Source organism: Peribacillus frigoritolerans (genome assembly GCF_004358755.1).
Classification (GTDB): Bacteria; Bacillota; Bacilli; order Bacillales; family Bacillaceae; genus Bacillus_P.
This window is the reverse complement of sequence record NZ_SMZY01000002.1, coordinates 804,329-828,338: the sequence shown is the minus strand read 5'-3', so window position 1 is coordinate 828,338 and position 24,010 is coordinate 804,329. Positions and strand designations below refer to the sequence as shown.

Below are 24,010 nucleotides of genomic sequence, written 5' to 3'. Positions count from 1 at the left end.
TTAAAGGAGGTCTATGATTCCACTTTGAAGTGATTCAGTTTGAAAAGTGTCCTCAAAGGGTGTCTATGATTCCACTTTGAAGTGATTCAGCATGAAAAGTGTCCTCAAAGGAGGTCTATGATTCCACTTTGACGTGATTCAGTGTGAAAAGTGTCCTCAAAGGAGGTCTATGATTCCACAAACCTCAATTTCAGTCCTTTTTTAGAGAAAGAACCGACTTAAATGTTTCCCTCAGGGGACCCCAGCGCAGCCTCCCCATAATTAACTGCATAATGTGATTCCTCAAAATTAATGATCCTGCATTAGATTAAGAGTGTTTCACATGAAATCCAAAACAAAAAAACCGGTCATCAAGACCGGTTTCCTTCATTAAATACTATCTCCGCCTGCCGCCGACTTTTCGCCATCCTGCCTGCGTTTTTAAAGTGTGTTCAACGTTTTCATTTTTCTTTTTTCCGCTGAAGATGGTTTCTCCGATTCCATTCGTTATGACTCCCATTAAAGCTGTTATTCCAATGACCAAAGCAGCAACAAGCAGAAAATCGAACGCATATTCAAACAAAATCTTCACCATCCCATTATTTACTTATAATTTTATAGTAGCTTATGTTTAACACTAAGGAAAGAGGGTATATCTAATTTAGAAAGAAACGAACGTTAAAAACGTGCAAGGAGCGGGTCAATGAATTGGTATGAGAAGTTAAATCAATATTTTCCTATCGAGGAAATGAAGTCTAAAGAACATATCGAAACTCTCTTGAAAGAGCGGGGTGATATTTATCATAAAGATGAAGGAGAACATCATGTTCTTATGTATGCTGAATTAGAAGATTTCATCTTTATTGACTACTTGTTTGTGTCGAAAAAAGCGAGAGGACAAGGTCTAGGCCATAAGCTGATTTCAAATTTAAAAGAGATTGGAAAACCGATTATTCTAGAGGTGGAACCCGTGGATGAAGATATTCTTGATACGGGCAAGCGCTTAAAGTTCTATCAGCGAGAAGGGTTTCAGCATGCAAAATCAATTGGATACAGAAGAAAGTCGCTTGCTACAAACGAAGTGAATGCAATGGAAATTCTTTATTGGTCCCCTGAAGATGCTTCTGAAGAATTAATATATGAAGCCATGAAAAAAACATACTTAATGATTCATACTTACAAAGATAAAGAAATCTACGGAAAAGAATATCAGGATGTCCAGGAAGTATTATCCATGCAGGATCAGGATAAGCAGAAAGATATCTTCGATAGCCTGGATTAATTGAGAATCAGATTGCCTCATCCTGAGTGATGGATGAACCTGAAAGAACAGATTTTAGAGGAAGTTTGATTAAATAGTAAATAAAATCCGTCGATTTTTTTCGGAATTGTAACTGTTTTGTCAAACATTTGTATTTAAAAAGTATATACTTACTTACTTTTCTATAGTATAATTCGTTATAGATATTACTTAATTGTAGTTCTTTCAATTTAAACATAAAGTAATACTAATTACTAATATAAGCAGTCTGCTCATTTTACACAAAAAGGAGTGAAAGGTTTATGGTAACGTTATATACATCACCAAGCTGTACTTCTTGTCGTAAAGCAAAAGCATGGTTAGAAGAACATGAAATAGCATATACAGAGCGCAATATCTTTTCTGAGCCATTGTCAGTTAATGAGATTAAAGAAATCTTGCGCATGACTGAAGATGGAACGGATGAAATTATTTCAACTCGTTCAAAGATCTTTCAAAAATTGAACGTGAACGTTGAAACAATGCCTCTTCAAGATCTTTATGATCTGATTCAGGAGCACCCAGGCTTACTCAGACGCCCTATCATCATTGATGAAAAGCGATTGCAGGTCGGGTACAATGAGGATGAAATCAGACGCTTCTTGCCTAGAAAAGTTCGCACATATCAGCTGCGTGAAGCACAGCGTTTAGTGAATTTCAGTTAATGAATCATAACCCATAGAAAACCTTCCTTATCTATTAAGGAAGGTTTTCGTTTTTTTCGATGCGCTGATAAATCATGCCTGCCAGGATTAAAAATAAAATGAGCAAATAAGGGAGCATAACACCCATGCTTGGATGAGTATGGAAGATTGGTGCGAGCTTGTGTTCATGGATGATCATTTTGCCTGCGGTATAAGCAAGCATTCCTCCTCCGATATAAATGAGGGCAGGATATTTATCCAATATTTTCAGAATGATATTGCTGCCCCAAATCATAATCGGAATTGAGATTAACAGTCCGATGACGACCAGAAACGTCTGGCCGTTAGCCGCCCCCGCAACTGCAATGACATTATCCATTCCCATCAGCATATCAGCAAGTACAATTGTCTGAACGGCTTTTCTCAATGAATGATGACTCTTAATTTCTCCTTCCTTTTCCTGCGTTCCTACAATTAAATGATACGCGATGTAGAGGAGCAGGATTCCGCCAATCAGCTGTACAAAAGGAATCTGGAACAAGTAGACAGCTACGGAAGTAAGCATGATGCGAACCCCGATTGCGAAAACCGTTCCTAAAATAACTGCTTTTTTCCGCTGTTTAGGAGGAAGATTTCGGCTTGCCATTGCAATAACGATCGCGTTATCTCCTCCAAGGAGCAAATCAATGCCGATAATCATAATCAAAGACATGAGAAATTCCTGTTCCATTTAAGTACCTCTTTCCCTGTTATAGACTGCTCGTACCATATATATGAAGAGATCTTTGATTTATGAGCCATTCTATATAGGTAAATAACTGTTTTTGTAAATTCAAGGTTTTTTTATTTCATTCGGAGCTGTTTTATCATAAAATAGGAGTACAAGAATCTTGAAAGGCAAGTCTCATTTTCAAGACAAGTTTTATAAGCTAATGATGCGTTGCGCTGACGATTAAATAGCTGCTGATTTGGGTAAAGTGTAGAAAAGTGCAACTTATTTAGGGGTTTAGTTGTCCCTTCAACATCATATATAGAAGGGAAGGTTGTAAAGATGGAGATAGAACGTATTAATGAATATACCGTAAAGTTTTATATTTCATATCTTGATATAGAAGAACGCGGTTTTGACAGAGATGAAATCTGGTACAACCGCGAAAGAAGTGAAGAGCTTTTTTGGGAAATGATGGATGAAGTCCACGATGAGGAAGACTTCATGGTGGAAGGGCCGCTGTGGATTCAGGTTCAGGCTCTCGATAAGGGGTTAGAAGTCATTGTCACAAGAGCTCAGCTTTCAAAAGACGGTCAGAAGATTGAGCTTCCATTGTCAGAGGATAAAATGAAGGAGCTGCCGGTCGATGAGAACATCGAGTCTATTCTTGATCAGCACTTTAATGATGATCTTGATGACAAATCGGACGGTTCCGCTGAGGAAGAAGAGCAGCAGCTGCAATTCTTGATAAAATTTAATGATTTTGAACATATTATTGCTTTAGCCCAAGTTCCTGTGAGCGGCTTTGTCAATTCACTGTACTCACTGGATAAAAACTACTATCTGTATGTAGAGTTTGATGAGCAGCACTCAGATGAAGACATTGAGAATATGCTTAGTATCATACTCGAGTATGGACAAGAATCGCGCATGACGATTCACCGCGTCACCGAATACGGCAAGGAAATTATTGCGGATGAAGCTCTTGACGTTGTGAAGAAACATTTTAGCTAAACAGGAAAAAATGCCGATTTCATGCTGTTGAAATCGGCTTTTTTAAGCATTCCTATTATGACAGAACCATTATAAAAGTCAGGGGTAAAACATGAAAAATACGGTTCGAGTGCTCTTATTTGCCATTATTATTGGTTTTTCCATCTACATCATTCAAAATTTTACGGGCAGTATTTCAAGTGAATGGATGATTACTGCTACAACTGTACTTTTTACTTTTTCAATTATTTTTATCGGATTTGTCATATTCCTTGAAAACCGCAAACCATCTCAAACGATTACATGGCTTGTTGTCCTTGGAAGTTTTCCGCTGATCGGTTTTTTGTTTTATCTTGTATTTGGCCGCAATGTGAGAAAGAAGAAGTTATTTGACCGAAAAGCGCTGGTTGATGAAAAAATCATGTTTGAAATTGAAGGCAATCAATCGACTTATGAAGATAGAATTGATTTAATGGGCGACCATCAGCAAATGCTTTTTAATCTTGCCCACCGCCTTGGACATACTCCCATCTCTTTTGCCACAAGAACGAAAGCATTGACGAATGGCAATGAGACATTTGGTCATATTTTCGGTGAAATAGAGAAGGCCAAGCATCACATTCACCTTGAATATTATATAGTCAGACACGATGAGGTCGGCAACAAGCTAAAAGATGCTTTGATTAAGAAAGCAAAAGAAGGCGTAGAGGTTCGCTTTTTATATGATTCGGTCGGAAGCTGGAAATTATCAAAAACGTACATTAAAGAAATGCAGCAGTCAGGCATTGATGTTGTTTCATTCTTACCAGTTAAAATGCCTTTTTTAAATAACAAAGTCAATTTCCGCAATCACAGAAAAATCATCGTCATCGATGGAACAGTCGGGTTTGTCGGCGGTTTGAATGTCGGTGATGAATACTTGGGCAAGGACGAATATTTCGGGTTTTGGCGTGACACTCATTTAATGGTGTGGGGCGAAGCTGTCCGCACGCTGCAAATGATTTTTCTTCAGGATTGGTATTACATGACCGGCGAAAATATTGTGAAGAAGGAATATATGACTCCATCTGTTCAGCTTGAAGAGCATGAAGGCGGCGTACAGATCATCGCCGGAGGTCCTGATAATAAATGGGAAGTCATTAAGAATCTGTTCTTCTCGATGATTACATCCGCCAAAGATTCCATCTGGATTGCCTCTCCTTATTTTGTGCCTGATGAAGATATTCTTTCAGCCTTAAAGGTAGCTGCATTAAGCGGTGTGGATGTGAGGCTGCTTGTGCCAAAGCGGCCTGATAAAAAGATCGTCTTTTATGCTTCAAGGTCATATTTCCTGGAACTGCTTGAAGCGGGTGTGAAAATTTACGAGTATGAAGAAGGCTTTATGCACAGCAAAATTGTGATTGTTGATTATGAACTTGCATCTATAGGAACAGCAAATATGGATATGAGAAGCTTCCATTTGAATTTTGAAGTAAATGCCTTTCTTTACCGGACAAGAAGCACACAAAAGCTTGTCGATGAGTATGAGCGTGATCTTAAAGTATCGCATGAAATTATCATGGATGAATTTAATAAACGTCCTTTCAGGCATAAGCTTTATGAATCAATGTCCAGACTGCTTTCACCTCTGCTATAAAAAGAAAAGACATGCCGTGTCGAAAAACGGTGTGTCTTTTTTAATTCCGCAATAGTGAAAATTTTGTATATAATGAAGAAGATAATCATATGATAGGAGCTGATGAAAAGCTATGTTAATTGCCAAAAACGGCAAAGGAACGATGATGAACCTTTGGGAAAAGCAGTGGGATGCAACGATCCTCATGCAAGAAAGAAGGGAAGAAACATTTTACTGTCCTGTATGTGAAAATCCGCTTGATTTAAAGATCGGAAGCATTAAAGTTCCTCATTTTGCTCACCAAAAAAATAAAGCATGCACCATAGAAACAGAGCCTGAAAGCGAGTACCACCTGAATGGAAAGCTCCAGCTGTATAAATGGCTGCAGGGACAAAGTGTACTAAGTGCCAAGCTTGAACAGTACCTGCCAAGTATCTCGCAGCGTCCCGATGTCTTCTTTAAAAATAGAAAAAGATACACAGCTATTGAATATCAATGCTCAGTCATTCCGGCTGCTCTTTTTTCAAAACGGACCAGCCGATATAAACAAGCCGGTATTGAGACTATGTGGATATTAGGCGCTAAAAAAACGGCAAGATTAAGCAGTCACACCTTTCGCATTTCTCCTTTTCAATGGCTGTTTACAAGAACATGCGAATCTCCGCTTGATCCGCCATCTATCTATACTTACTGCTCTGAAATGCAGGCATTCCTCATACTTGAACATCTCATTCCTTTTTCAAAACAAATCTTCTTCGCTATTCCAAGATATTTGCCGCTAAATCAAACTTCTATTTCTGATCTTCAATGTCCAAAAACAAACTCCATTAAACCTCATCTTTCAAAATGGATTCACCTCATCAAATCACATCGGTTAAAACCTGCTTTCCATCTTCCGCCTGAGCTGATATTACTTCAGAAAGAACTTTATGAAAAAAAGCATATTCCACTATCCCACATTCCTCCTGAAGCTTTTCTTCCAATCAATACGGGCTATCTGTTTGATTCCCGCATCTACTTTTGGCAAACCAAGATTCTATTGTTCATAGATCAAATTCAGAAACATACGATTTTTACTCTTGAAGAAGTGACCCGGGAAATAAGGACGGACTCATCCATTAATGTACGTGAACTTTCTCATTTGAAAATGCTTCCTATTGGTGCACCTATTCTTGAATATTTAGAAACATTATCACACATGGGACTGCTTCAGCGTGTTCATAAAAACAAATATGTCAAACAGAGAGAAATCACATGGCAGAGTTCATCTGCTGATTTATTAAAAAGAGATGAGATGGTTATAGAGCTATTTGCTCAATCTAAATGATTTGAATGAACAGCGGAAGGACGAAGCAACCTATGGAAGAGAGATTACGAATGGAGGAATGAAGATGTTTTATAAAAAAAGACGGAAAAGCAATCTGTTTGATTATACTTTGACAGCTGTCAGCACAGGAGCCATTGCATGGCTGATGACGAAGTCGATGCGCGAAAATGGAGAGAAGGATGTCGACAGCCGTCAGGACTTGTCTGATATGCAGGGAAATTAGCAAGACTCTTAGATTGATTTGCAAGAAAATATAGAATATTATTGGGGTAATCATGTTTAAAGGGGGATTTCGATAATTATGGCAGAACAAACAGCCGTAAAAACATTGCCTAAACGAAGTGATATCGCTGTTGAAGATACATGGAGACTAGAAGATATTTTTAAAAATGATGAAGCCTGGGAAGCAGAGTTTAAAGAAGTGAAAGCTGCCTTGCCTAAAATTGGTGAATTCAAGGGCAGGCTTGGAGAATCAGCAGATGCTTTTCTAGAAGCACTTACATATCAGGATGCTGTAATGGAAAGGTTAGGAAAGCTTTATACATATGCCCACATGAGATATGACCAGGACACAGGAGATTCCCACTACCAGGGTTTAAATGACCGTGCTTCAAATCTGTACACACAGGCAAGCAGTGTTTCATCCTACATCATTCCAGAGATTTTATCCATGGACGAAACAAAAATCAAAAGCTTCTTAAATGAAAAAGAAGAGCTTAAGGTATACGGTCATACGCTGGATGAAATTAACCGCCAGCGCCCGCACGTATTATCTGCAGAGCAGGAAGCCCTGCTGGCGCAGGCTTCAGATGTATTGGGATCATCAAGCAATACATTCGGCATGCTGAATAATGCAGATCTTGAATTTCCTTCTATAAAAGATGAGGACGGCGAAGAGGTAGAAGTAACCCACGGCCGCTATATCCGCTTTCTAGAAAGCGAAGACCGCAAAGTTAGACAGGATGCGTTTAAAGCTGTATACAGCACGTATGATAAATACAAGAACACATTTGCAAGCACTCTTAGCGGAGCGGTTAAAAAAGATAACTTCTACGCAACGGTAAGAAAGTATCAATCAGCACGCGAAGCTGCTCTCAGCAATAATAATATTCCTGAAGAAGTGTATGAGAATCTCGTTAAAACGGTCAACGATAATCTCCACCTGCTTCATAAGTACATTGAGCTCCGTAAAAAAGTGCTCGGCCTTGATGAACTTCATATGTACGATCTTTTCACACCGCTAGTGAAAGACGTGAAAATGAAAATCCCATATGCTGAAGCAAAAGACTATTTGCTTAAAGGGCTTGCTCCGCTTGGTGAAGATTACTTGGCAATCTTAAATGAAGGCTTTGAAAACCGCTGGGTCGATGTTCATGAAAACAAAGGAAAAAGAAGCGGTGCCTATTCATCAGGAACATACGGCACAAACCCTTATATCCTAATGAACTGGCAGGATAATGTGAATAATCTCTTTACACTGGCTCACGAATTCGGCCACTCAGTGCACAGTTATTACACAAGAAAATCCCAGCCTTATCAATATGGCCATTATTCAATCTTCGTAGCAGAGGTAGCTTCTACATGCAACGAAGCATTGCTGAATGACTATCTGCTAAAAACGATCGATGATAAGAAAAAACAGCTGTATCTCTTGAATCATTATCTAGAAGGATTCAGAGGCACAGTGTTCCGTCAAACAATGTTTGCTGAGTACGAACATACCATTCATAAAAAAGCGCAGGAAGGCGAACCGCTGACACCGGATCTATTAACGAAGCTTTATTATGATCTAAACAAAAAATACTTCGGCGAACACTTGGCAGTAGACGAGGAAATTGGCCTTGAATGGGCAAGAATTCCCCACTTCTACTACAACTATTACGTGTACCAGTATGCTACCGGTTTCAGTGCGGCAACTGCACTCAGCAAGCAGATCCTTGAAGAAGGAAAGCCTGCGGTCGACCGCTATCTGGAGTTCCTGAAATCAGGAAGCTCGGATTATCCGATTGAAGTATTGAAAAAAGCGGGCGTGGATATGACATCACCGCAGCCAATCGAAGAAGCATTGAAGGTATTTGAAGAGAAGCTGAATGAGATGGAACAGCTTTTGTCAGAGTAAATAAGAAGAATGCAGCCATGCGGGGCTGCATTCTTTTTTTGTTTCTTCGTAGAGGAAAGCGGGTGAGGCTGCGAGAACTAACAAAAAAACTCTGCTGGAAAGAGCTGATCAAAAGTTTAGACACTGCTATGCTGTTGTTAAACCAGCTTCAAAACCCCTTAAATGTTTTCCGGTGATTCACCAAATAAAGTGTCACGAAAATAGCTATAAACAAAAGCGGAGAAGATATCAGCAATGGAAACATCTCCATTAATCCGAGTATATTAAGAAAGAAACTAATAAATAGCAGAGCGGTACTGATAATCAGAGGAAGGCTGTTTTTCAATGTTAGATCCTCCTTGTTTGTCCTTTCTAAAAAATATGAAAGACATCCTGTATTTATGTTTGTGACAAATTTGTGAAATGAATTTCTATGGGTTGTCATAAGTCGACAATATCTGATATATTATAGATGTGAAATTAATCACAAACAAACATTTACCCCTTTGTTTGACCGTGAAAAATTTCTCCCATCCCCTTTGTTGTCGTTAAGACATACAGAAGACTCCGTATTACCCGTGCGGAGTCTTTTTAAGAATAAGAAAGTAAACGTTTTCAATTAAAAAGAAAGAGATCCGGTACAATTCCCTGTACCGGATCTTTTTTCTTTTATCCAATGTATCTCCAGAACGTACCATGCTTCACCGGTACGCGCTCAACCTTTTGAGCAAGCAAATACTTTTTCATTTCTTTTTCAGCATCTTCTGCCGTTAAATTATAAACGGATGCAATCTCTGCTGTAGCAACAAATTGAAAATAGCTTAAAAAGATTTCAAGCGGCGGAGCCTGAGATGGCTTTGGAACGTCGCCAAGCATTTCTGATAAGATGCCTACATACATTTCATATGGATAATATCCGCTGATTTTCAGTCCTTCCTGGTCGACATTCTGATTAAAGAAAGTGAGTGTAGGGTTTTCCTGAACGTCCATTTCAGCAGAAATTTTCAAATCGCATTGCAGCGCTTTGGCAGCACTGGCAGAATGAAGATCCTTTACAAACTCCTCCGTATCAAGGCCGACTTCTTTTGCTATTTCGACAAGAACTTTTTCTTCTGCAATATTCTTCGTTTGAAGAAATAAGACTTCCTGAAGCTTGCGCAAGTAGCGTATTCCTGATTTTCGCCCTTGCAGCTCTGCCGATTTTATCGCAAGCGAAGCTGCAAATGGAGATGAAATTGAACTTTCAGACTTGAGGATTCCATCACAGGACATCCCTGTTAAACTGGCTGTTTTTTCCCATGCCTGTGCAAGATTAGCCGGATTTTTCCGTTTCATCTGGTTGAGCGTTTTAATTCGTCCGCTGATGATAGGTTTTAAGGTGAAAAATCTTCCATATTCAATCAGCAGTTTTTTGATGATCGGTTCAAGTGCCCAGCAGTCAGGGCAGAGAGGATCAATGAACATATAGATTTCGAGCGGTTTTTTTGAATTGCCTTGACAGTGAGAGAAAAATGGAGCGGATTTTTGATTCTCACTGTGCTGAATCATCATTGCGGAGCTCCCTCAGATTTTTCATCTGGGGTGTTCACCATGTGCTGGGCTGTCAGTTCCAGCCGCTCAAAAAACCATACCCGAAATCGTTCATCAAGCTCTAAATCTTCCATCGCTTCTTCCATGCAGGATAGCCACGCCTCGGCTCTTGCTTGCGTAATTTGAAAGGGCAAATGTCTTGCCCGAAGCATAGGATGTCCATGTTCTTCTGTATATAAAGACGGTCCGCCTAAGTATTGCGTTAAAAATTGTTTTTGTTTTCTAGCTGTTTCCGACAAATCATCAGGAAAAATCGGAGAGAGCAGAGGATGCTTGTGCACTCTATGATAGAAGGCATCAACCAGCTGCGAAAGTGCATCTTCCCCAATCGCTTCATATGGTGTTGCAAATTGATCAGCCATGCCTGTGATCTCCTTTATTGATAAGATAAGCTTATTGTAACAATTGACCTGCCATTGCTCAAACAAACTGCTTTGAAAAGATATCCTCGATCAGTATGTTCTTATTATATAAGCCAAACTGGATTTAGGCGATAGGTGCTTTTTTAAAAGATAAGAAGTATGAAATTTTGCGCTTCGATGGCAAGCGGAGTCGCTCAGGCTCCTTGGCCAGAACGGATCCGAAAGTATTGGCAAAAAGCGTCTTTACTGGCAGAATCCTTAATCTGTCATGCCTGCGCTAAACGGTGCTTGCGCTTTTCTTAGTATATGTCCTGACATGTGTTCTATGAAATGAAAAAGAGCCGATTCAAAGCGTTAATCGCTTTTGAATCGGCTCTTTTTTTAAGCAAAATAAGAAGCAGTAATTTTCTTTACATAGTTTTGGGTTTCTTTAAACGGAGGAATGCCGCCGTACTTATCTACATTTCCCGGCCCTGCGTTATAGGCTGCAAGTGCAAGCGGAATTTCGCCGTTGTATTTTGTGAGCATCTGCTTTAAATACTTTGTTCCGCCTTCTATATTCTGAGCGGGGTCAAATGAATCGATGACACCAAGAGACTGAGCCGTTTTTGGCATCAGCTGCATAAGTCCCGAAGCACCTGCTGCACTCCTTGCATTTGGGTTAAAACTGGACTCTTGGGAAATGACAGCTCTTATCAGTTTTTCATCCACGCTGTATTTAGCTGCCATTTCAGAAATGATGCTGTCAATTTCTTTGCTTTCCCCCGGTTCAGAAGAGGGAATTCGGACACTTATATTTGCCGGCGGCATTGTCAAAGGAACAGCTGATTGCTTAACTTGGGGCAGGACATCATCTGTCTGTCCATCAACATAAGACTGGAAAATCTCTTTGAACATGGAGACAGAAGAGGACCCAGCAGTATCATCTGTATCCGTTTGGGACAGGCTGCGTAAAGCCTGAAGCTGCATCATTGCTTTCATATGATTAATTTCCACTCTTAAAGCTCCTTCTCATTATCGATCTCACGTTTATGGTCATAAAACGTTTAATTTTGTTTGGTGTTTTGCGCAAAGGAACCTGCTGGGAAGCGAGCAGTTCGCGGAAAGCAAGAAGTCCTTCTTCTGCATCCAGGACTTCATATTCAATCTCATAATCCTCTTTATTTATATATCGGCTGTGATCAAGAACAATTAAGCCATTTTTATAGGTTTTCTCTGCTCGATTTGTGGATAAAGTTCCAAAGAAGGAAATGTTTCCAGAATGAATTCCGAGTGAGTGAATCTGTTCTAAAACTTTGCCTTTTGGAAGAGAAGAAGCTGATGAAATAAGCTCTGACGCTTGCTCTGCCGTGATTTCCTGGTGAGTTTCAAGCAGGCCGACAGGTGCAGGTTCTTTTAGTGTAAGGACGTACCTGCCGTTTTTAAAGCGAATGCGAAGGGCAGCTCCGCGCTCTTTAAGATGAAATTCAGGCGTATCAAAATAGTGATTGTCCTGGTGTTTGAAGTCATGATCAGCAATATGAAAAAAATCAGCCAGCCGGGAAAATTCTTCTTTCGTAAGCAGATTCTTATATTCAATTTCAATTTCCTGGGTCATATTATGGAATTCCTTTCGGTTATCAGATAAAAAGTACAAATGATTGTGTGTTCTATGTTCTGTCGGAGCTAAACGGGCGATTCCGCTTTTCTATTCTATTATTACAATTAAAAATCCGGTTTTCAATGTTTATCATGCATAAGGGGAATATGATAAAATAGACGTGGAATTGATTTGGAAGGAGATTTTTATGAAACGAAGAATTGAAGTGAATGAAGCAGTACTTGATCAAGAAAGAATGATACTAAAAGCGCAGCCCTTTGAAAAGGATGATTTAAGCGGTTTGACTGCAACGGGCCAAGTGCTGGTTGACTCCGATCAATTAGCGTTTATTTACATAATGGATCATCATGAAGACTTTATCTACACCAATTTGCCGGCAGCGGTTTGGCCGCAGCTGAAAACGGCATTAGACAGCGAAATTCCTATAGATCTTAATGTAAATGGTATAACGATTGAACTGACAGATATCCATGAAGAATTATCCTATCTGCTGGAAAATATCAAAGATAATGCAAACTACGGCGAAGAAATGGAAAAGAAAGTCGTTGAGACATTTGGCTTAAATGACTAATACATAAAAAGCATGTTGTTTATTTATAAAAAAGTTTGAGTATTGATGGCAAGCGGAGCTGCCCGACTCCCAGGCAAGAACAAATCCGCAATAAATTCAAGACACGGACTTTTTTGCAGAATACCTAGGAGCTAAACGGGCGCTTGCGCTTTTCTTATGACGAGGGGGAAGGCTATGATCGGCAGAAAATGGGAAGTTTTTTTAGCACCGTATCACCAGGCGGTTGATGAGCTGAAAGTGAAGCTCAGAGGCACAAGATCGCAATATGAACTAGAAGGCAGCCATTCGCCGATTGAATTTGTAACAGGAAGAGTTAAGCCGATTGCAAGTATTCTTGATAAAGCAAGGCGCAAAGATATTTCCTTAGATGCTCTTGAGACTGAAATGCAGGACATAGCGGGCATCCGCATGATGTGCCAGTTCGTAGATGATATAAAACTTGTCGTCGACATGCTCAGACAGCGGAATGATTTTGAAATCATTGAGGAACGTGATTATATTTCACAGAAAAAAGCAAGCGGATACCGCTCCTATCATGTAGTTGCCAAATATCCTGTTCAAACGGTATCAGGTGAAAAAAGTATTCTGGTGGAGATTCAAATCAGAACGCTTGCGATGAATTTCTGGGCAACAGTTGAACATTCTCTTAACTACAAATACAGCGGGAATTTCCCCGAAGACATTAAAATCAGGCTGAAAAGATCAGCGGAAGCAGCTTTTCTTTTAGATGAAGAGATGTCAAAGATTCGCGGAGAAATAAGAGATGCACAAGTCATTTTTTCAAGGAAAACAGAAACGAAAGATAAATGATGAATAAAGGGGCATGCTGTTATGAAATTTGCGGTCACATCTAAAGGAGATACCGTTTCAAATACACTAATGCATAAAATGAAAGCCTATTTAATGGATTTTCATCTTGAATACGATGAGGATAAGCCTGATATTGTCATTTCAGTCGGAGGAGACGGCACGCTTTTATATGCTTTTCACCGTTACCGCAGCAGGCTTGATAAAACGGCATTTGTTGGTGTACATACTGGTCATCTCGGTTTTTACGCAGACTGGGTTCCTGATGAAATTGAGAAGCTTGTCATTGCGATTGCGAAAACACCTTATCAGGTTGTTGAATATCCGCTGCTTGAAGTCATTATCAGACATAATGACGGCGGACGGGAAGCCCGCTACCTTGCATTAAATGAATGTACTGTCAAAGCGATTGAAGGCTCTCTTGTCATGGATGTTGAAATCAAGGGCCAAATTTTTGAAACCTTCCGCGGCGACGGTCTCTGCATGTCTACACCATCAGGCAGTACAGCATATAATAAGGCTCTTGGCGGCGCTATTTTGCACCCATCCATTCCTGCTATTCAAGTCGCTGAGATGGCCTCAATCAATAACCGGGTATTCAGAACGGTCGGCTCGCCTCTAATTTTGCCGGACCATCATACTTGTTTATTAAAGCCTGTAAATGATGTTGATTTTCAAATCACGATTGATCATTTGACGCTTCTGCATAAGGATGTAAAATCGATTCAATGCCGCGTTGCCAATGAAAAAATCAGGTTTGCGAGATTCAGGCCGTTTCCATTCTGGAAGAGAGTCCGTGACTCATTTATTTCGGAGTAGGATTCTGAAAGGAAGATCGTGGTGAACGCGTTTCAATTAACATGGACGATCCCTGCTGCTGAAGCCGGCATGCTCATCCGGGATTATCTTAAGGAAAAGAATATTTCAAAGCGCGCTTTAACTGATATTAAGTTCGGGGGCGGAAGCATTTTAGTTAATGATGAACATGCAACCGTCCGTTTTGAGCTTAGGGCAGGGGATGTCCTCAAGGTCATTTTTCCTGTAGAAAAGCCAAGTGCAGGCATGCTGCCTGAAAAAGTTGATTTTGAGATTGTGTACGAAGATGAATGGTGTCTTGTCATCAATAAGCCGCCTTACCTTCCTACCATTCCCTCGCGTGAGCATCCTGGAGGGACGCTGGCAAATGGGCTGCTATTTTATTACAAAGAAAAAGAGATAGCTGCAACTATTCATGTAGTCAACCGGCTTGATAAGGATACTTCAGGGCTAATGCTTGTTGCTAAGCACCGCTTTGCCCATTCCTTGTTTTCATCCCAGCAAAAGCAGGGGGAAATTAAACGGAACTATTTTGCTTTGGTTGAAGGGGAAGTGAAAGAGAAACAGGGTACCATTTCTGCCCCAATAGGCAGGAAAGAGGACAGCATTATTGAACGGACCGTGAGAGATGACGGCCAGCACGCTGTAACCCATTACCGGGTTATTGCGTATTCAGAATGCAATACTCTCGTTTCCCTGAAACTTGAAACGGGAAGAACTCATCAAATAAGAGTTCATATGGCGCACATCGGCCATCCGCTATGCGGCGACAGCCTATATGGGGGCAGTCATCGATTTATTCCAAGGCAGGCACTGCACAGTGCAAAACTGTCATTTTTTCATCCATTGCTGGAAAAAGAAATGAACTTCAAGATTGATTTGCCGGATGATATTCAATCGGCGGTAAATAAGAAAGACTCATGCTGAGAACAGCATGAGTCTTTTTAACAGGCTATTTTCAAAAACATCCTAGAGTCTCTGCAAAAAATTCCTGTGGTATCGCACGTAAATTTACTCTCACACAAATATCAGGCTCCTCAATCCATCTCCCGGAATCTGGATTCGTCATAAGGCAAGGATGATTTGACTGAGACAACCTCTTTTTCAGGATACCTGAGTGCTGTTAAATAGCCTCCAAATACCGCTCCAGTATCAATGTTCACTGTATCGCCGACAAATCTTGCTTCGCGCACAGGTGTATGACCGTAGACAATAAACGGTTTTCCTTTGTACAGCTTGGCCCAGTCTCTTCTTACAGGAGTGCCGTCAGGGTTTGTCTGGCCGGTTATGTCCCCGTAAAGGACAAATTCTTTTACCTTTTTGTGCGTTTTTCCTATGTAGTCTGCCCGGATTCCTGCATGGGCAATGACAAGTCTGCCTGCGTCCAGGACCTGATAGAGAGGGGATTGATCATAGAGCTTCATGAAGCTTTGATAGATTTTTTTACGCTCATCTTCTTCCAGTGCTTCAAGTTCTGCGGCAGTCGTTTCTAAACCATGTGCAACCTGGACTTTGTTTCCGAGCATGTAGCGGTAAAGTTTGTTGCAGTGGTTGCCAGGCACGTAGTATCCTGCTTGATTTTCTGTAATTTTAATAACGGTCTCAATTACTTTTATAGATTGTGGTCCCCGGTCAGCAAGATCTCCTACGAAAGCAAGTTTTCTGCTGCTGTGCACAGGATACCCGTTTTTCCAAGCATATCCGAGCTTTTCCGTAAGTTCGTAAAACTCATCAAAACAGCCATGAATGTCACCGATAATATCAATTTTCATCTAAACCCGTCCTCATTTGTCTCTTTTTCTAAAATGATAGCAGATATCTTTAAAGAATCAAAAATATCATATACTTTCATCGTTCCAATAATGAAACAAAAGAATTCAGGATAATAGAAAAAACCCGTTATAAAAACGGGTTTCATTAAGATGATGGAAAATATGGAGATTGTGCTTTAATTTGTAGCTAATACCTCCCAGCCCCCAGGCCAGTCGGTTCAGCTATTCTTAATCAAACATATACTTTCTCGTCCGTGATCTGACATTTAACACAATGCCAATGGCAATCATATAGGTTGCAAGAGAACTTCCCCCATAGCTGATAAAAGGAAGGGGCAGTCCTGTAATCGGCAGGAGGCCGACAGTCATGCCGACGTTTTGAAACACCTGAAACGTAATCATGCCAATGACTCCTGTGCACAGGAAGCTTCCGAAGGGATCGTTGCTCTCAAGGGCAATGTGAATCATCCGGTAGATGAGAAGGAAGAAAAGAGAAATCACAATGCTGCCGCCGATAAATCCGAATTGTTCAGAAATAATCGCGAAAATGAAGTCTGTGTGACCCTCAGGCAAATAAACCTCTAGCTGCTGATAGCCTTTTCCGTAAAGCTCACCCGATCCGATGGCAAGAAGGGATTTGATCAGCTGAAATCCGATGTCGCTTGAATATTCATATGGATTAAGCCAGCCATAAATACGATCCAGTTTGTAAGAATTGGTGTCTAAAATGTACTTGTTGAAGAAATCCGGAAAGGTGAAAAAAATGAATACGCCTATAGCGGCAATTCCGGCACCGGATAAAATAAAACTGAAAATGAGCTTCCATTTAACACCCGAAACAATAATTAACGATCCGATAATGGCGCAAAAGACCATTGTCATCCCAGTATCGGGCTGTCTCATCAGCAGAAGTATGGGAGGTGCCGCTGCTGCAAATACTTTACCTAAAAGGAACAAGTCATCTCTGACCGTGTTGGAGGCGTACTTTTCGCGATGATCTGTGATAATTTTGCTCAGGACAATAATCATAAATATTTTCATAAGTTCTGAAGGCTGGAAATTACCTATGCCAGGGAGAGTATACCAGCTTCTTGCGCCTTTAATCGGCTCTACAAGCGGCGGCGGCAGGACTTCAAGCCCTAATAGCAAAACCATCCCAAATCCATATAAATACCATGAGAGCTGTTTGAACCGGTCAAAATCAATGACCATTGTTCCAATGACTGCGATAATACCGATGATGTACCATCTAAGCTGAAGAAAGGCAAAGTTTATATTCTGCAATTTTTCGGGTAGAGTAGGTTGGGCACTGCTTATCGCAATGGCACTGGTCAGCGCCATTAAAAACATGATAAAAATAAGTGTGTAGTCTAACTGCTGCTGTGGGGATTTATCTGTGTTCATAATGGATCCCTTTCTATAAAAAAACTAATAATGGAATAAAATCTTTTTTTAAATTCTGAACAAATAAACAGCGGAGAATAAACTCCTTCTGATTGATGTTTCACTTTATCAATCTTAGCGAAAATTGATGAATTTGCAAAGGATTCATTTGTAAAACATCGCAAAACATGCTACCTTATCACAAGGAAAAAACGTCTGTACAGAGCGCAAACGCTAGTGCCGTGCATGTTTTATGCAGGTGAATAAAATGTATCACAATTTGATGACATTTTGATGTCTAGGCTTTAATATAGGAACGTGTTGGGGAAGGAGGAGACACTTGATGTCAGATGAAAGAGAAAAACTGGAGATTGAAGCAGCGAAATTAGTAACAGCTTTGGAGAATGAAGACTTTGAAGGGTTTCGCTACATGTTTTTGGAGCAGCATCCATATGATCAGGCGAAAATTTTTGTAAAGCTTGAGCAGGAGGAGCGGACAAAGCTTTATCATTACTTGTCTCCAGAAGAAATGGCTGCACTTTTTGAGAATATAGAAGACGAAGAGTACAATTACGAAATGTACCTATCCGAAATGGATCCGCGCTTTGCATCCCAAATGCTTGAGCACATGTACGCGGATGATGCGGTAGATGTACTTAATGAATTAAATAAAGATCAGGTAGCAAGCTATCTGACCATAATGGATGATGAAGCTGCACAGGAAATCCGTGAACTCCTGCATTACGAAGAATTCACAGCAGGAAGTATCATGACGACTGAATTCATCGCCATTATTGCCAATCAAACCGTTAAATCTGCCATGCATATTTTAAAGCATGAAGCACCAGACGCAGAGACCATTTACTATCTTTATGTCATCGATGAAGATAAGCATCTTGTAGGCGTAATCTCCCTGCGGGATTTAATCGTCAGCGACGATGATCTCATGATTGGCGAGATTATGAGCGAACGGGTATTTTCGGTATCCGTCGGCGAAGATCAAGAAGATGTAGCAAGAAAAATGCGAGATTATAATTTCCTTGCTCTGCCTGTAGTTGATTTTCAGAATCATCTTTTGGGAATCATAACGGTTGATGATATCGTCGATGTTATCGATGAAGAAGCATCTGACGACTATTCAAAGCTTGCAGCGGTATCAGATGTGGATTCTATAGACAGGGGGCCGCTGTCAGCGGCTAAAAAAAGATTGCCTTGGCTGGTCATTCTATTATTCCTCGGAATGTTAACCGCTAATTTAATAGGCCAATTTGAAGAAACGCTTGATAAAGTAGCCATTCTAGCTGTATTTATTCCGCTGATTGCGGGAATGGCAGGGAATACTGGAACTCAGGCACTTGCAGTTGCCGTCAGAAGAATTGCAATGGGTGATCTTGAAGAGGGCGGCAACTTAAAAATTATCGCCAGAGAAGCTGGTACAGGGATTATAAATGGCGCCGTGTGCGGTTTTCTTGTCATTGGTGTCGTTTATTTCTGGAAGCATGATTTCTTTTTAGGACTTCTTGTAGGCATCTCCATTCTGGCAACCTTGACTGTTGCCACAATCGCCGGGGCGTTTGTCCCGCTTGTGATGCACCGGCTGAAGGTTGACCCTGCGGTGGCATCGGGCCCGTTTATTACAACGATTAATGATATTATTTCCATTCTTATTTATTTTGGCATGGCAACTTTGTTCATGCAATATTTAATCTAGATTCAGGTTAGGAGGGAAATACTGTGCATGGAGCTTCCTTTTCATCACTTGTTATCGTACTATTAGCCGCTTTTATAACCCCTCTCTTGCTGCATCGCTTTAAAATTAAAGTCATGCCTGTTGTAGTGGCCGAGATTATCATGGGGATTATTATCGGTCAAAGCGGATTTCATCTGGTTCAGGAGGATATGTGGCTTGAAACACTATCCATGCTCGGATTTATTTTTCTTATGTTTTTGAGCGGACTTGAAATTGATTTCACCGCTTTTATCGGCGGCCGGAAAAAAGAAATGCTGCCGAGCGGAAAAGAAGCGCCAAATACGTTTGCCGTTTCTTTCCTTGTGTTTGTAGGCATCTTTATTTTGTCTCTGCTCTTATCGTATCTGTTTGTATTCCTTGGTTTTATCGAAAATGCTTTCTTGATGACACTGATCATTTCTACGATATCGCTCGGTGTGGTCGTTCCTACACTGAAGGATGCGGGCATTATGAAATCCAACATTGGACAAATTATTTTGCTTGTTGCAGTCATCGCCGACTTAGTGACGATGATTTTACTTGCCGTCTTTGCATCGATTTATGGCGGAGAAAATACGAATACGTGGCTGCTGTTAGTGCTATTTGGCGCTGGAATTGCTTTATATTTCCTCGGCAAAACCTTTAAAAGCAGGTCGTTTATTGAAACTCTGTCAAAAGGCACGATTCAAATTGGGACAAGAGCGATTTTCACCCTGATTGTTGTCCTTGTTGCTCTATCAGAAACAATCGGGGCTGAAAATATATTAGGAGCTTTCTTAGCGGGGGTTCTTGTCTCCCTGCTTTCACCGAACAAAGAAATGGTTCATAAAATGGATTCCTTCGGATACGGCTTTTTGATCCCGATTTTCTTTGTCATGGTTGGTGTCGAACTTGACATCTGGTCGCTGTTTAAAGATTCTAAGATTCTAATGCTGATTCCCTTGCTGTTTATCGCCCTGCTGATCTCTAAAATTGTGCCGATCTATTTACTGAAGAGATGGTATGACACAAAGACAACTCTGGCATCAGGCTTTTTGCTGACGTCAACTCTGTCCCTTGTTATTGCGGCAGCTACTATTGGAGAAAGAGTGAATGTGATTGATGCGCAAATGTCCGGGGCGCTCATTTTAACAGCGGTCCTGACGTGTATATTTACTCCGATCGGGTTTAAGAAGCTTTTCCCTGTACAGCTGTCTGAGAAAAAGAAGCTGAAGGTAGCTTTCATTGGAGCCAATCAGATGACTCTTCCAGTAACGCGCGAGTTAAATCCGAAGCTGTATGAAACAACGGTGTATCATACTCATATTGATAAAAATGAACAGCAGATCGCTGAATCCCTTTTTCAAATTGAGTACCTTGAAGATTATTCGATTGAAACGCTTCAGTCAAAAGGTGTTTTCAATGCAGATATCCTGATTGCCGCTACAGGAGATGAAGATGCGAATGCGGAAATTTCCTTATTTGCGAAAGAGCTTGAAGTTGACCGGGTAATAGCAAGCATTTCGTCACCATTATTGGATGAACAGCTTAGAGCAAAGGGAATCGATGTTTTCTCTGTCCTGCTATCTACAAAAACTCTGCTCAGAGCTCTTATTGAAGCTCCCGGCATCATGAAAATTCTGACTCATAACGATTCGGCGCTGTATCAGATAAAATTGAACAACAGAAGCTACGATGGCATGGTGCTTCGCAGTTTTCCCTTTACAGGTGACGTTATTTTTGTCCGTATTTTCAGGGAAAATGAGTCGATTGTGCCGCATGGCGATACAGAGCTGAAACGCGGAGATCTGCTGATTCTGACTGGATCAGCTGAATATGTGGATGAGCTCAGACAAGAGCTTGAATTCCATAAAAGCTGAAAGTTTTGACTTGAAAGTTTCTTTCAGCATGATATGATGGACATGTAAATATTTCTAAAATTATATATGAACTACCGCTAGGGGAGCCCTGTTAGAAGGGCTGAGATTGAAGTTTGCCTTCAAGACCCTCAGAACCTGATCTGGCTAAAACCAGCGTAGGGAAGTGGTGTAAAGGTCTATTCATACACCACTTTTCTATGCGAAAAGTGGTTTTTTGCTGTTTTTGCACCTAAAAATGAGGAGGAACAAAACATGTCATTTTCAAAAGAATGCCGGGAGTATGCAAATAAATGGTGGGAAGGAAGCTTTGAACATCCTTTCGTAAAAGGAATTGGCAATGGCACCCTTTCAAAGGATAAATTTAAATATTATGTGATGCAGGATTCCTATTACTTAACGCATTTTGCAAAAGTGCAGGCTTTTGCAGGGGCGATGGCGCCTGATTTGCATACTACTTACCGGATGTCCGTTCATTCCCAGGGAACGTATGAGGCAGAGCTCTCTCTGCATCAGCAATTTTCTGTCCTGCTTGGCATTACAGACAGGGAAAGGGAAGAATTTAAGCCATCTCCAACTGCGTATGCTTACACCTCCCATATGTACCGTTCCGTTGCGACAGGAAATCTTGGAGAAATCATTGCCGCATTACTTCCTTGTTACTGGCTCTATTATGAAGTCGGGGAGAATCTGAAAGATTGCAAGCCTGGTGATGATGTTTATGAAAAATGGATCGCGACTTATCACGGTGATTGGTTTAAAGAGCTGGTTCTTGAACAGGTTGCACGATTTGACGAGCTTGCTATGCGTGCAAGCGATCACGAGAGACAAATGATGAAAGAAAACTTCCTTATCAGTTCGATGTATGAATATCGTTTCTGGGACATGGCGGAAAAAATGGAAGTGTGGGATGAGTCAGAAACTGTGCTGATGCAAAAGTGAAATTGCATCTTGTGACAGACGGCCGTCGCAATATATCAGAGCTCATTAAAATCATCACAGACATACATACAGCTGCCGATGCCATTCATATTAGAGAAAAGAATAAATCGGCCGGGGAACTGATAGAGCTGGTTGAAGCTCTCCATCAAAATGGGGTGCCGAAATCAAAGCTTGTCATGAATGACCGTGTGGATGCAGCTGTTCTATCAGGTTTGCATCAAGTTCAGCTTCCAGCTCACAGCTTTGATGTGAAACGGGTGAAACAGAGGTTCCCGCACCTTGTGGCAGGCTGTTCTGTTCACTCTGCAGCTGAAGCAATACATTGTGCTGAAAATGGGGCAGACCGGCTCCTTTTCGGCCATGTATTTCAGACATCCTCCAAAGAAGGTTTAAAAGCAAGAGGGATTGGCGCATTAAAGGAAATAGCGGAATCTGTCAGCATTCCTGTCATTGCAATTGGGGGAATCATTCCCGCTGTCATTCCGGAAATAAGAGATTTAAAGATTGAAGGAGCAGCTGTGATGTCCTGCGTTTTTTCATCAGAGCATCCTTATTATGCTGCACTTGAGATTGCAGAACGATTAAAAGGGGGAATGGGCGATTGAAACCTTTATTTGACGCCGGTATTATCGGCGGAGGCGTCATCGGGCTTGCCTCTGCCTATTTTTTAGCGAAAGCAGGCATCCGCGTTGCGGTGTTTGAAAGCGGGAAAACAGGCAGCGGCGCATCAAGTGCTGCTGCCGGAATGCTTGGCGCCCATACTGAAACGGAAAAGGATGATGCTTTTTTCAGGTTTGCGAAAGAAAGCCAGGCGCTTTATCCGGGATTAGCTCATGATTTGCTGCTGGAGAGCGGAATCGACATACAGCTTCAGTACAATGGAATGTACAAACTGGCAATTTCAGCAGAAGAAGCAGATGCTTTGAAAAAAAGAGCAAAAACAGAAAAGGATGTTGAATGGCATTCTAAAGAAAAAGTTTTAAGGAATGAAGAAGGCATATCAGATTCCATATACGGGGCTCTTAAAATTGAAAAGGATGGCCAAGTTAATCCCGCTGCTCTTTGCAAAGCTTTTACAAAAGCCATTCAGCTCATGAATGGAAAGATTTTTGAAAACACACCAGTTTATAAAATCAACAGAGTTGAACACTCCCATTATGAAATCGAAACGCCTCAAGATCTCTTTTTTTGCGAAGCTCTTATTCTTGCAAATGGTACATGGAGCAGCAGATACTTAAAGGATTTCGCCCGGAATACCTCAGTTTATCCCGCTAAAGGCGAATGTTTGTCTGTGACATTGAAAGAGGGAAAACTATCATCTACTGTTTTTCATGAAAGCTGTTATCTTGTGCCAAAGCTTGACGGAAGAATTGTTATTGGCGCAACGATGAAAGAAGATACGTGGAATACGGAGCCTTCCGTTCAAGGAATCGCTGCTCTCATGAATAAAGCGGTTAAAATGATGCCGGCAATTGAAAAAGCCAGTTTTCATCATGCATGGGCTGGATTAAGGCCTAAAACAGCAGACGAAAAGCCATTTATATTCAGGCATCAGGGCATACCGAACCTTTTTGTAGCAACAGGTCATTTCAGAAATGGCATCCTGCTTGCTCCGAAAACTGGTGAAATGATCCTTGATTTATTTTTTAATAGACAGGTAACTGAAGAATACGTTCATGCATTTAGAATGGACCGTGCACTAGAGGTGAGGTTATGACCTTAAAAGTGAATGGGAGCATGATCGTTCTGCAGTCTTCTGTGCGCACGGTTCAAGATTTGCTGGCTTTTTATGAGGTAAGTAATAAAATCGTCATCGTTGAACATAATTCAGAAATCATAGCCAAAGAAGAATACGCAAAAACGGTTATCAATGATGGGGATGTTCTTGAAATTGTTCATTTTGTAGGAGGAGGATAA

The 24,010-nt window shown here is 40.9% G+C and carries 26 protein-coding genes and 1 riboswitch; of the genes, 17 read left to right on the top strand and 9 right to left on the bottom strand.

Annotated elements, in window-relative coordinates; translation table 11 throughout:
• Nucleotides 1–376: 376 nt before the first annotated feature.
• Complete coding sequence (locus E2R53_RS11570) at nt 377–562, bottom strand: hypothetical protein (RefSeq protein WP_375142483.1); 186 nt, start codon at nt 560–562, stop codon at nt 377–379.
• A 120-nt stretch (nt 563–682) separates the two neighbouring features.
• Between E2R53_RS11570 and E2R53_RS11565 the strand changes: the two genes are divergently transcribed.
• The gene (locus tag E2R53_RS11565) at nt 683–1,261 is read left to right on the top strand and encodes a GNAT family N-acetyltransferase (protein ID WP_070879182.1); all 579 of its coding nucleotides are present in this window, start codon (nt 683–685) and stop codon (nt 1,259–1,261) included.
• A 281-nt stretch (nt 1,262–1,542) separates the two neighbouring features.
• Nucleotides 1,543–1,944, top strand: coding sequence for a transcriptional regulator SpxA (gene spxA, locus E2R53_RS11560; protein ID WP_133311897.1), 402 nt, complete (start codon nt 1,543–1,545; stop codon nt 1,942–1,944).
• Nucleotides 1,945–1,978: 34 nt separating this feature from the next.
• Here spxA and E2R53_RS11555 read toward each other — a convergent pair whose 3' ends face one another.
• Nucleotides 1,979–2,653: a TerC family protein gene (locus E2R53_RS11555; RefSeq protein WP_133311896.1), complete on the bottom strand. Its 675-nt coding sequence runs from the start codon at nt 2,651–2,653 to the stop codon at nt 1,979–1,981.
• 321 nt (nt 2,654–2,974) lie between these two features.
• Between E2R53_RS11555 and mecA the strand changes: the two genes are divergently transcribed.
• The 5 genes from mecA (at nt 2,975) to pepF (ending at nt 8,686) form a co-directional block, all read left to right on the top strand.
• Nucleotides 2,975–3,646 carry an adaptor protein MecA gene (gene mecA, locus E2R53_RS11550; protein ID WP_133311895.1) on the top strand — a complete coding sequence of 224 codons (672 nt, stop codon included), beginning with the start codon at nt 2,975–2,977 and terminating at the stop codon, nt 3,644–3,646.
• A gap of 91 nt (nt 3,647–3,737) precedes the next feature.
• A complete protein-coding gene (gene cls, locus E2R53_RS11545; RefSeq protein WP_133311894.1) occupies nt 3,738–5,261 on the top strand; it encodes a cardiolipin synthase in 1,524 nt (507 codons plus the stop codon).
• A gap of 112 nt (nt 5,262–5,373) precedes the next feature.
• Nucleotides 5,374–6,567, top strand: a complete 1,194-nt coding sequence (locus E2R53_RS11540) for a competence protein CoiA (protein WP_133311893.1) — start codon at nt 5,374–5,376, stop codon at nt 6,565–6,567.
• 64 nt (nt 6,568–6,631) lie between these two features.
• On the top strand, nt 6,632–6,790 hold the full coding sequence (locus tag E2R53_RS23260; RefSeq protein WP_165970964.1) for a hypothetical protein: 159 nt from the start codon (nt 6,632–6,634) through the stop codon (nt 6,788–6,790).
• Between the two features lie 78 nt (nt 6,791–6,868).
• Nucleotides 6,869–8,686, top strand: a complete 1,818-nt coding sequence (gene pepF, locus E2R53_RS11535) for an oligoendopeptidase F (RefSeq protein ID WP_133311892.1) — start codon at nt 6,869–6,871, stop codon at nt 8,684–8,686.
• A 148-nt stretch (nt 8,687–8,834) separates the two neighbouring features.
• Here pepF and E2R53_RS23575 read toward each other — a convergent pair whose 3' ends face one another.
• The 5 genes from E2R53_RS23575 to E2R53_RS11515 form a co-directional block, all read right to left on the bottom strand.
• Nucleotides 8,835–8,993 (bottom strand): hypothetical protein, encoded by a 159-nt coding sequence (locus E2R53_RS23575; RefSeq protein WP_286166189.1) that lies wholly within the window; start codon nt 8,991–8,993, stop codon nt 8,835–8,837.
• Nucleotides 8,994–9,334: 341 nt separating this feature from the next.
• Nucleotides 9,335–10,216 (bottom strand): ClpXP adapter SpxH family protein, encoded by an 882-nt coding sequence (locus E2R53_RS11530; RefSeq protein ID WP_133311891.1) that lies wholly within the window; start codon nt 10,214–10,216, stop codon nt 9,335–9,337.
• Complete coding sequence (locus E2R53_RS11525) at nt 10,213–10,617, bottom strand: hypothetical protein (protein WP_133311890.1); 405 nt, start codon at nt 10,615–10,617, stop codon at nt 10,213–10,215. Before E2R53_RS11525 ends, E2R53_RS11530 begins: the two co-directional genes overlap by 4 nt.
• Nucleotides 10,618–10,998: 381 nt before the next feature.
• Complete coding sequence (locus E2R53_RS11520) at nt 10,999–11,613, bottom strand: lytic transglycosylase domain-containing protein (protein ID WP_286166153.1); 615 nt, start codon at nt 11,611–11,613, stop codon at nt 10,999–11,001.
• Nucleotides 11,603–12,214, bottom strand: a complete 612-nt coding sequence (locus E2R53_RS11515; RefSeq protein ID WP_133311889.1) for a CYTH domain-containing protein — start codon at nt 12,212–12,214, stop codon at nt 11,603–11,605. Before E2R53_RS11515 ends, E2R53_RS11520 begins: the two co-directional genes overlap by 11 nt.
• Before the next feature lie 190 nt (nt 12,215–12,404).
• On the opposite strand from E2R53_RS11515, the gene E2R53_RS11510 reads away from it, so the two are divergent.
• From E2R53_RS11510 to E2R53_RS11495, 4 genes are all read left to right on the top strand, one after another.
• A complete protein-coding gene (locus E2R53_RS11510; RefSeq protein ID WP_133311888.1) occupies nt 12,405–12,788 on the top strand; it encodes a hypothetical protein in 384 nt (127 codons plus the stop codon).
• A gap of 174 nt (nt 12,789–12,962) precedes the next feature.
• Nucleotides 12,963–13,598, top strand: a complete 636-nt coding sequence (locus tag E2R53_RS11505) for a GTP pyrophosphokinase (RefSeq protein WP_165970963.1) — start codon at nt 12,963–12,965, stop codon at nt 13,596–13,598.
• 21 nt (nt 13,599–13,619) lie between these two features.
• Nucleotides 13,620–14,414 (top strand): NAD kinase, encoded by a 795-nt coding sequence (locus E2R53_RS11500; RefSeq protein ID WP_070879169.1) that lies wholly within the window; start codon nt 13,620–13,622, stop codon nt 14,412–14,414.
• Between the two features lie 21 nt (nt 14,415–14,435).
• Nucleotides 14,436–15,338 carry an RluA family pseudouridine synthase gene (locus tag E2R53_RS11495; RefSeq protein WP_206197376.1) on the top strand — a complete coding sequence of 301 codons (903 nt, stop codon included), beginning with the start codon at nt 14,436–14,438 and terminating at the stop codon, nt 15,336–15,338.
• 110 nt (nt 15,339–15,448) lie between these two features.
• On the opposite strand, the gene prpE is transcribed toward E2R53_RS11495, so the two are convergent.
• Together prpE and E2R53_RS11485 are read right to left on the bottom strand one after the other, a co-directional pair.
• The gene (prpE, locus tag E2R53_RS11490) at nt 15,449–16,183 is read right to left on the bottom strand and encodes a bis(5'-nucleosyl)-tetraphosphatase PrpE (RefSeq protein ID WP_133311886.1); all 735 of its coding nucleotides are present in this window, start codon (nt 16,181–16,183) and stop codon (nt 15,449–15,451) included.
• A 228-nt stretch (nt 16,184–16,411) separates the two neighbouring features.
• Nucleotides 16,412–17,587, bottom strand: a complete 1,176-nt coding sequence (locus E2R53_RS11485; protein WP_133311885.1) for an FtsW/RodA/SpoVE family cell cycle protein — start codon at nt 17,585–17,587, stop codon at nt 16,412–16,414.
• 322 nt (nt 17,588–17,909) lie between these two features.
• Between E2R53_RS11485 and mgtE the strand changes: the two genes are divergently transcribed.
• The 6 genes from mgtE to thiS all read left to right on the top strand — a co-directional run bounded on the left by mgtE (nt 17,910) and on the right by thiS (nt 24,010).
• On the top strand, nt 17,910–19,277 hold the full coding sequence (mgtE, locus tag E2R53_RS11480) for a magnesium transporter (RefSeq protein WP_133311884.1): 1,368 nt from the start codon (nt 17,910–17,912) through the stop codon (nt 19,275–19,277).
• A 23-nt stretch (nt 19,278–19,300) separates the two neighbouring features.
• A complete protein-coding gene (locus E2R53_RS11475; RefSeq protein ID WP_133311883.1) occupies nt 19,301–21,154 on the top strand; it encodes a monovalent cation:proton antiporter family protein in 1,854 nt (617 codons plus the stop codon).
• A gap of 69 nt (nt 21,155–21,223) precedes the next feature.
• Nucleotides 21,224–21,333: riboswitch (TPP riboswitch) on the top strand.
• Between the two features lie 73 nt (nt 21,334–21,406).
• On the top strand, nt 21,407–22,093 hold the full coding sequence (tenA, locus tag E2R53_RS11470) for a thiaminase II (protein ID WP_133311882.1): 687 nt from the start codon (nt 21,407–21,409) through the stop codon (nt 22,091–22,093).
• On the top strand, nt 22,090–22,698 hold the full coding sequence (tenI, locus tag E2R53_RS11465) for a thiazole tautomerase TenI (protein WP_133311881.1): 609 nt from the start codon (nt 22,090–22,092) through the stop codon (nt 22,696–22,698). The genes tenA and tenI overlap by 4 nt, the downstream gene beginning before the upstream one ends.
• Nucleotides 22,695–23,810 carry a glycine oxidase ThiO gene (gene thiO / locus E2R53_RS11460; RefSeq protein ID WP_165970962.1) on the top strand — a complete coding sequence of 372 codons (1,116 nt, stop codon included), beginning with the start codon at nt 22,695–22,697 and terminating at the stop codon, nt 23,808–23,810. Before tenI ends, thiO begins: the two co-directional genes overlap by 4 nt.
• Nucleotides 23,807–24,010, top strand: a complete 204-nt coding sequence (gene thiS, locus E2R53_RS11455) for a sulfur carrier protein ThiS (protein ID WP_133311879.1) — start codon at nt 23,807–23,809, stop codon at nt 24,008–24,010. Before thiO ends, thiS begins: the two co-directional genes overlap by 4 nt.

Bases quoted from the DNA above. Each gene is read 5' to 3' on its own strand.
- E2R53_RS23260 (WP_165970964.1), top strand. From the start codon at position 6,632: ATGTTTTATAAAAAAAGACGGAAAAGCAATCTGTTTGATTATACTTTG.
- tenA (WP_133311882.1), top strand. From the start codon at position 21,407: ATGTCATTTTCAAAAGAATGCCGGGAGTATGCAAATAAATGGTGGGAA.
- E2R53_RS11505 (WP_165970963.1), top strand. From the start codon at position 12,963: ATGATCGGCAGAAAATGGGAAGTTTTTTTAGCACCGTATCACCAGGCG.
- mgtE (WP_133311884.1), top strand. From the start codon at position 17,910: ATGTCAGATGAAAGAGAAAAACTGGAGATTGAAGCAGCGAAATTAGTA.
- E2R53_RS11565 (WP_070879182.1), top strand. From the start codon at position 683: ATGAATTGGTATGAGAAGTTAAATCAATATTTTCCTATCGAGGAAATG.
- spxA (WP_133311897.1), top strand. From the start codon at position 1,543: ATGGTAACGTTATATACATCACCAAGCTGTACTTCTTGTCGTAAAGCA.
- E2R53_RS11510 (WP_133311888.1), top strand. From the start codon at position 12,405: ATGAAACGAAGAATTGAAGTGAATGAAGCAGTACTTGATCAAGAAAGA.
- E2R53_RS11500 (WP_070879169.1), top strand. From the start codon at position 13,620: ATGAAATTTGCGGTCACATCTAAAGGAGATACCGTTTCAAATACACTA.
- E2R53_RS11555 (WP_133311896.1), bottom strand. From the start codon at position 2,653: ATGGAACAGGAATTTCTCATGTCTTTGATTATGATTATCGGCATTGAT.
- mecA (WP_133311895.1), top strand. From the start codon at position 2,975: ATGGAGATAGAACGTATTAATGAATATACCGTAAAGTTTTATATTTCA.
- thiS (WP_133311879.1), top strand. From the start codon at position 23,807: ATGACCTTAAAAGTGAATGGGAGCATGATCGTTCTGCAGTCTTCTGTG.
- E2R53_RS11525 (WP_133311890.1), bottom strand. From the start codon at position 10,617: ATGGCTGATCAATTTGCAACACCATATGAAGCGATTGGGGAAGATGCA.
- E2R53_RS11485 (WP_133311885.1), bottom strand. From the start codon at position 17,587: ATGAACACAGATAAATCCCCACAGCAGCAGTTAGACTACACACTTATT.
- E2R53_RS11515 (WP_133311889.1), bottom strand. From the start codon at position 12,214: ATGACCCAGGAAATTGAAATTGAATATAAGAATCTGCTTACGAAAGAA.
- E2R53_RS11540 (WP_133311893.1), top strand. From the start codon at position 5,374: ATGTTAATTGCCAAAAACGGCAAAGGAACGATGATGAACCTTTGGGAA.
- E2R53_RS11530 (WP_133311891.1), bottom strand. From the start codon at position 10,216: ATGATGATTCAGCACAGTGAGAATCAAAAATCCGCTCCATTTTTCTCT.
- cls (WP_133311894.1), top strand. From the start codon at position 3,738: ATGAAAAATACGGTTCGAGTGCTCTTATTTGCCATTATTATTGGTTTT.
- prpE (WP_133311886.1), bottom strand. From the start codon at position 16,183: ATGAAAATTGATATTATCGGTGACATTCATGGCTGTTTTGATGAGTTT.
- pepF (WP_133311892.1), top strand. From the start codon at position 6,869: ATGGCAGAACAAACAGCCGTAAAAACATTGCCTAAACGAAGTGATATC.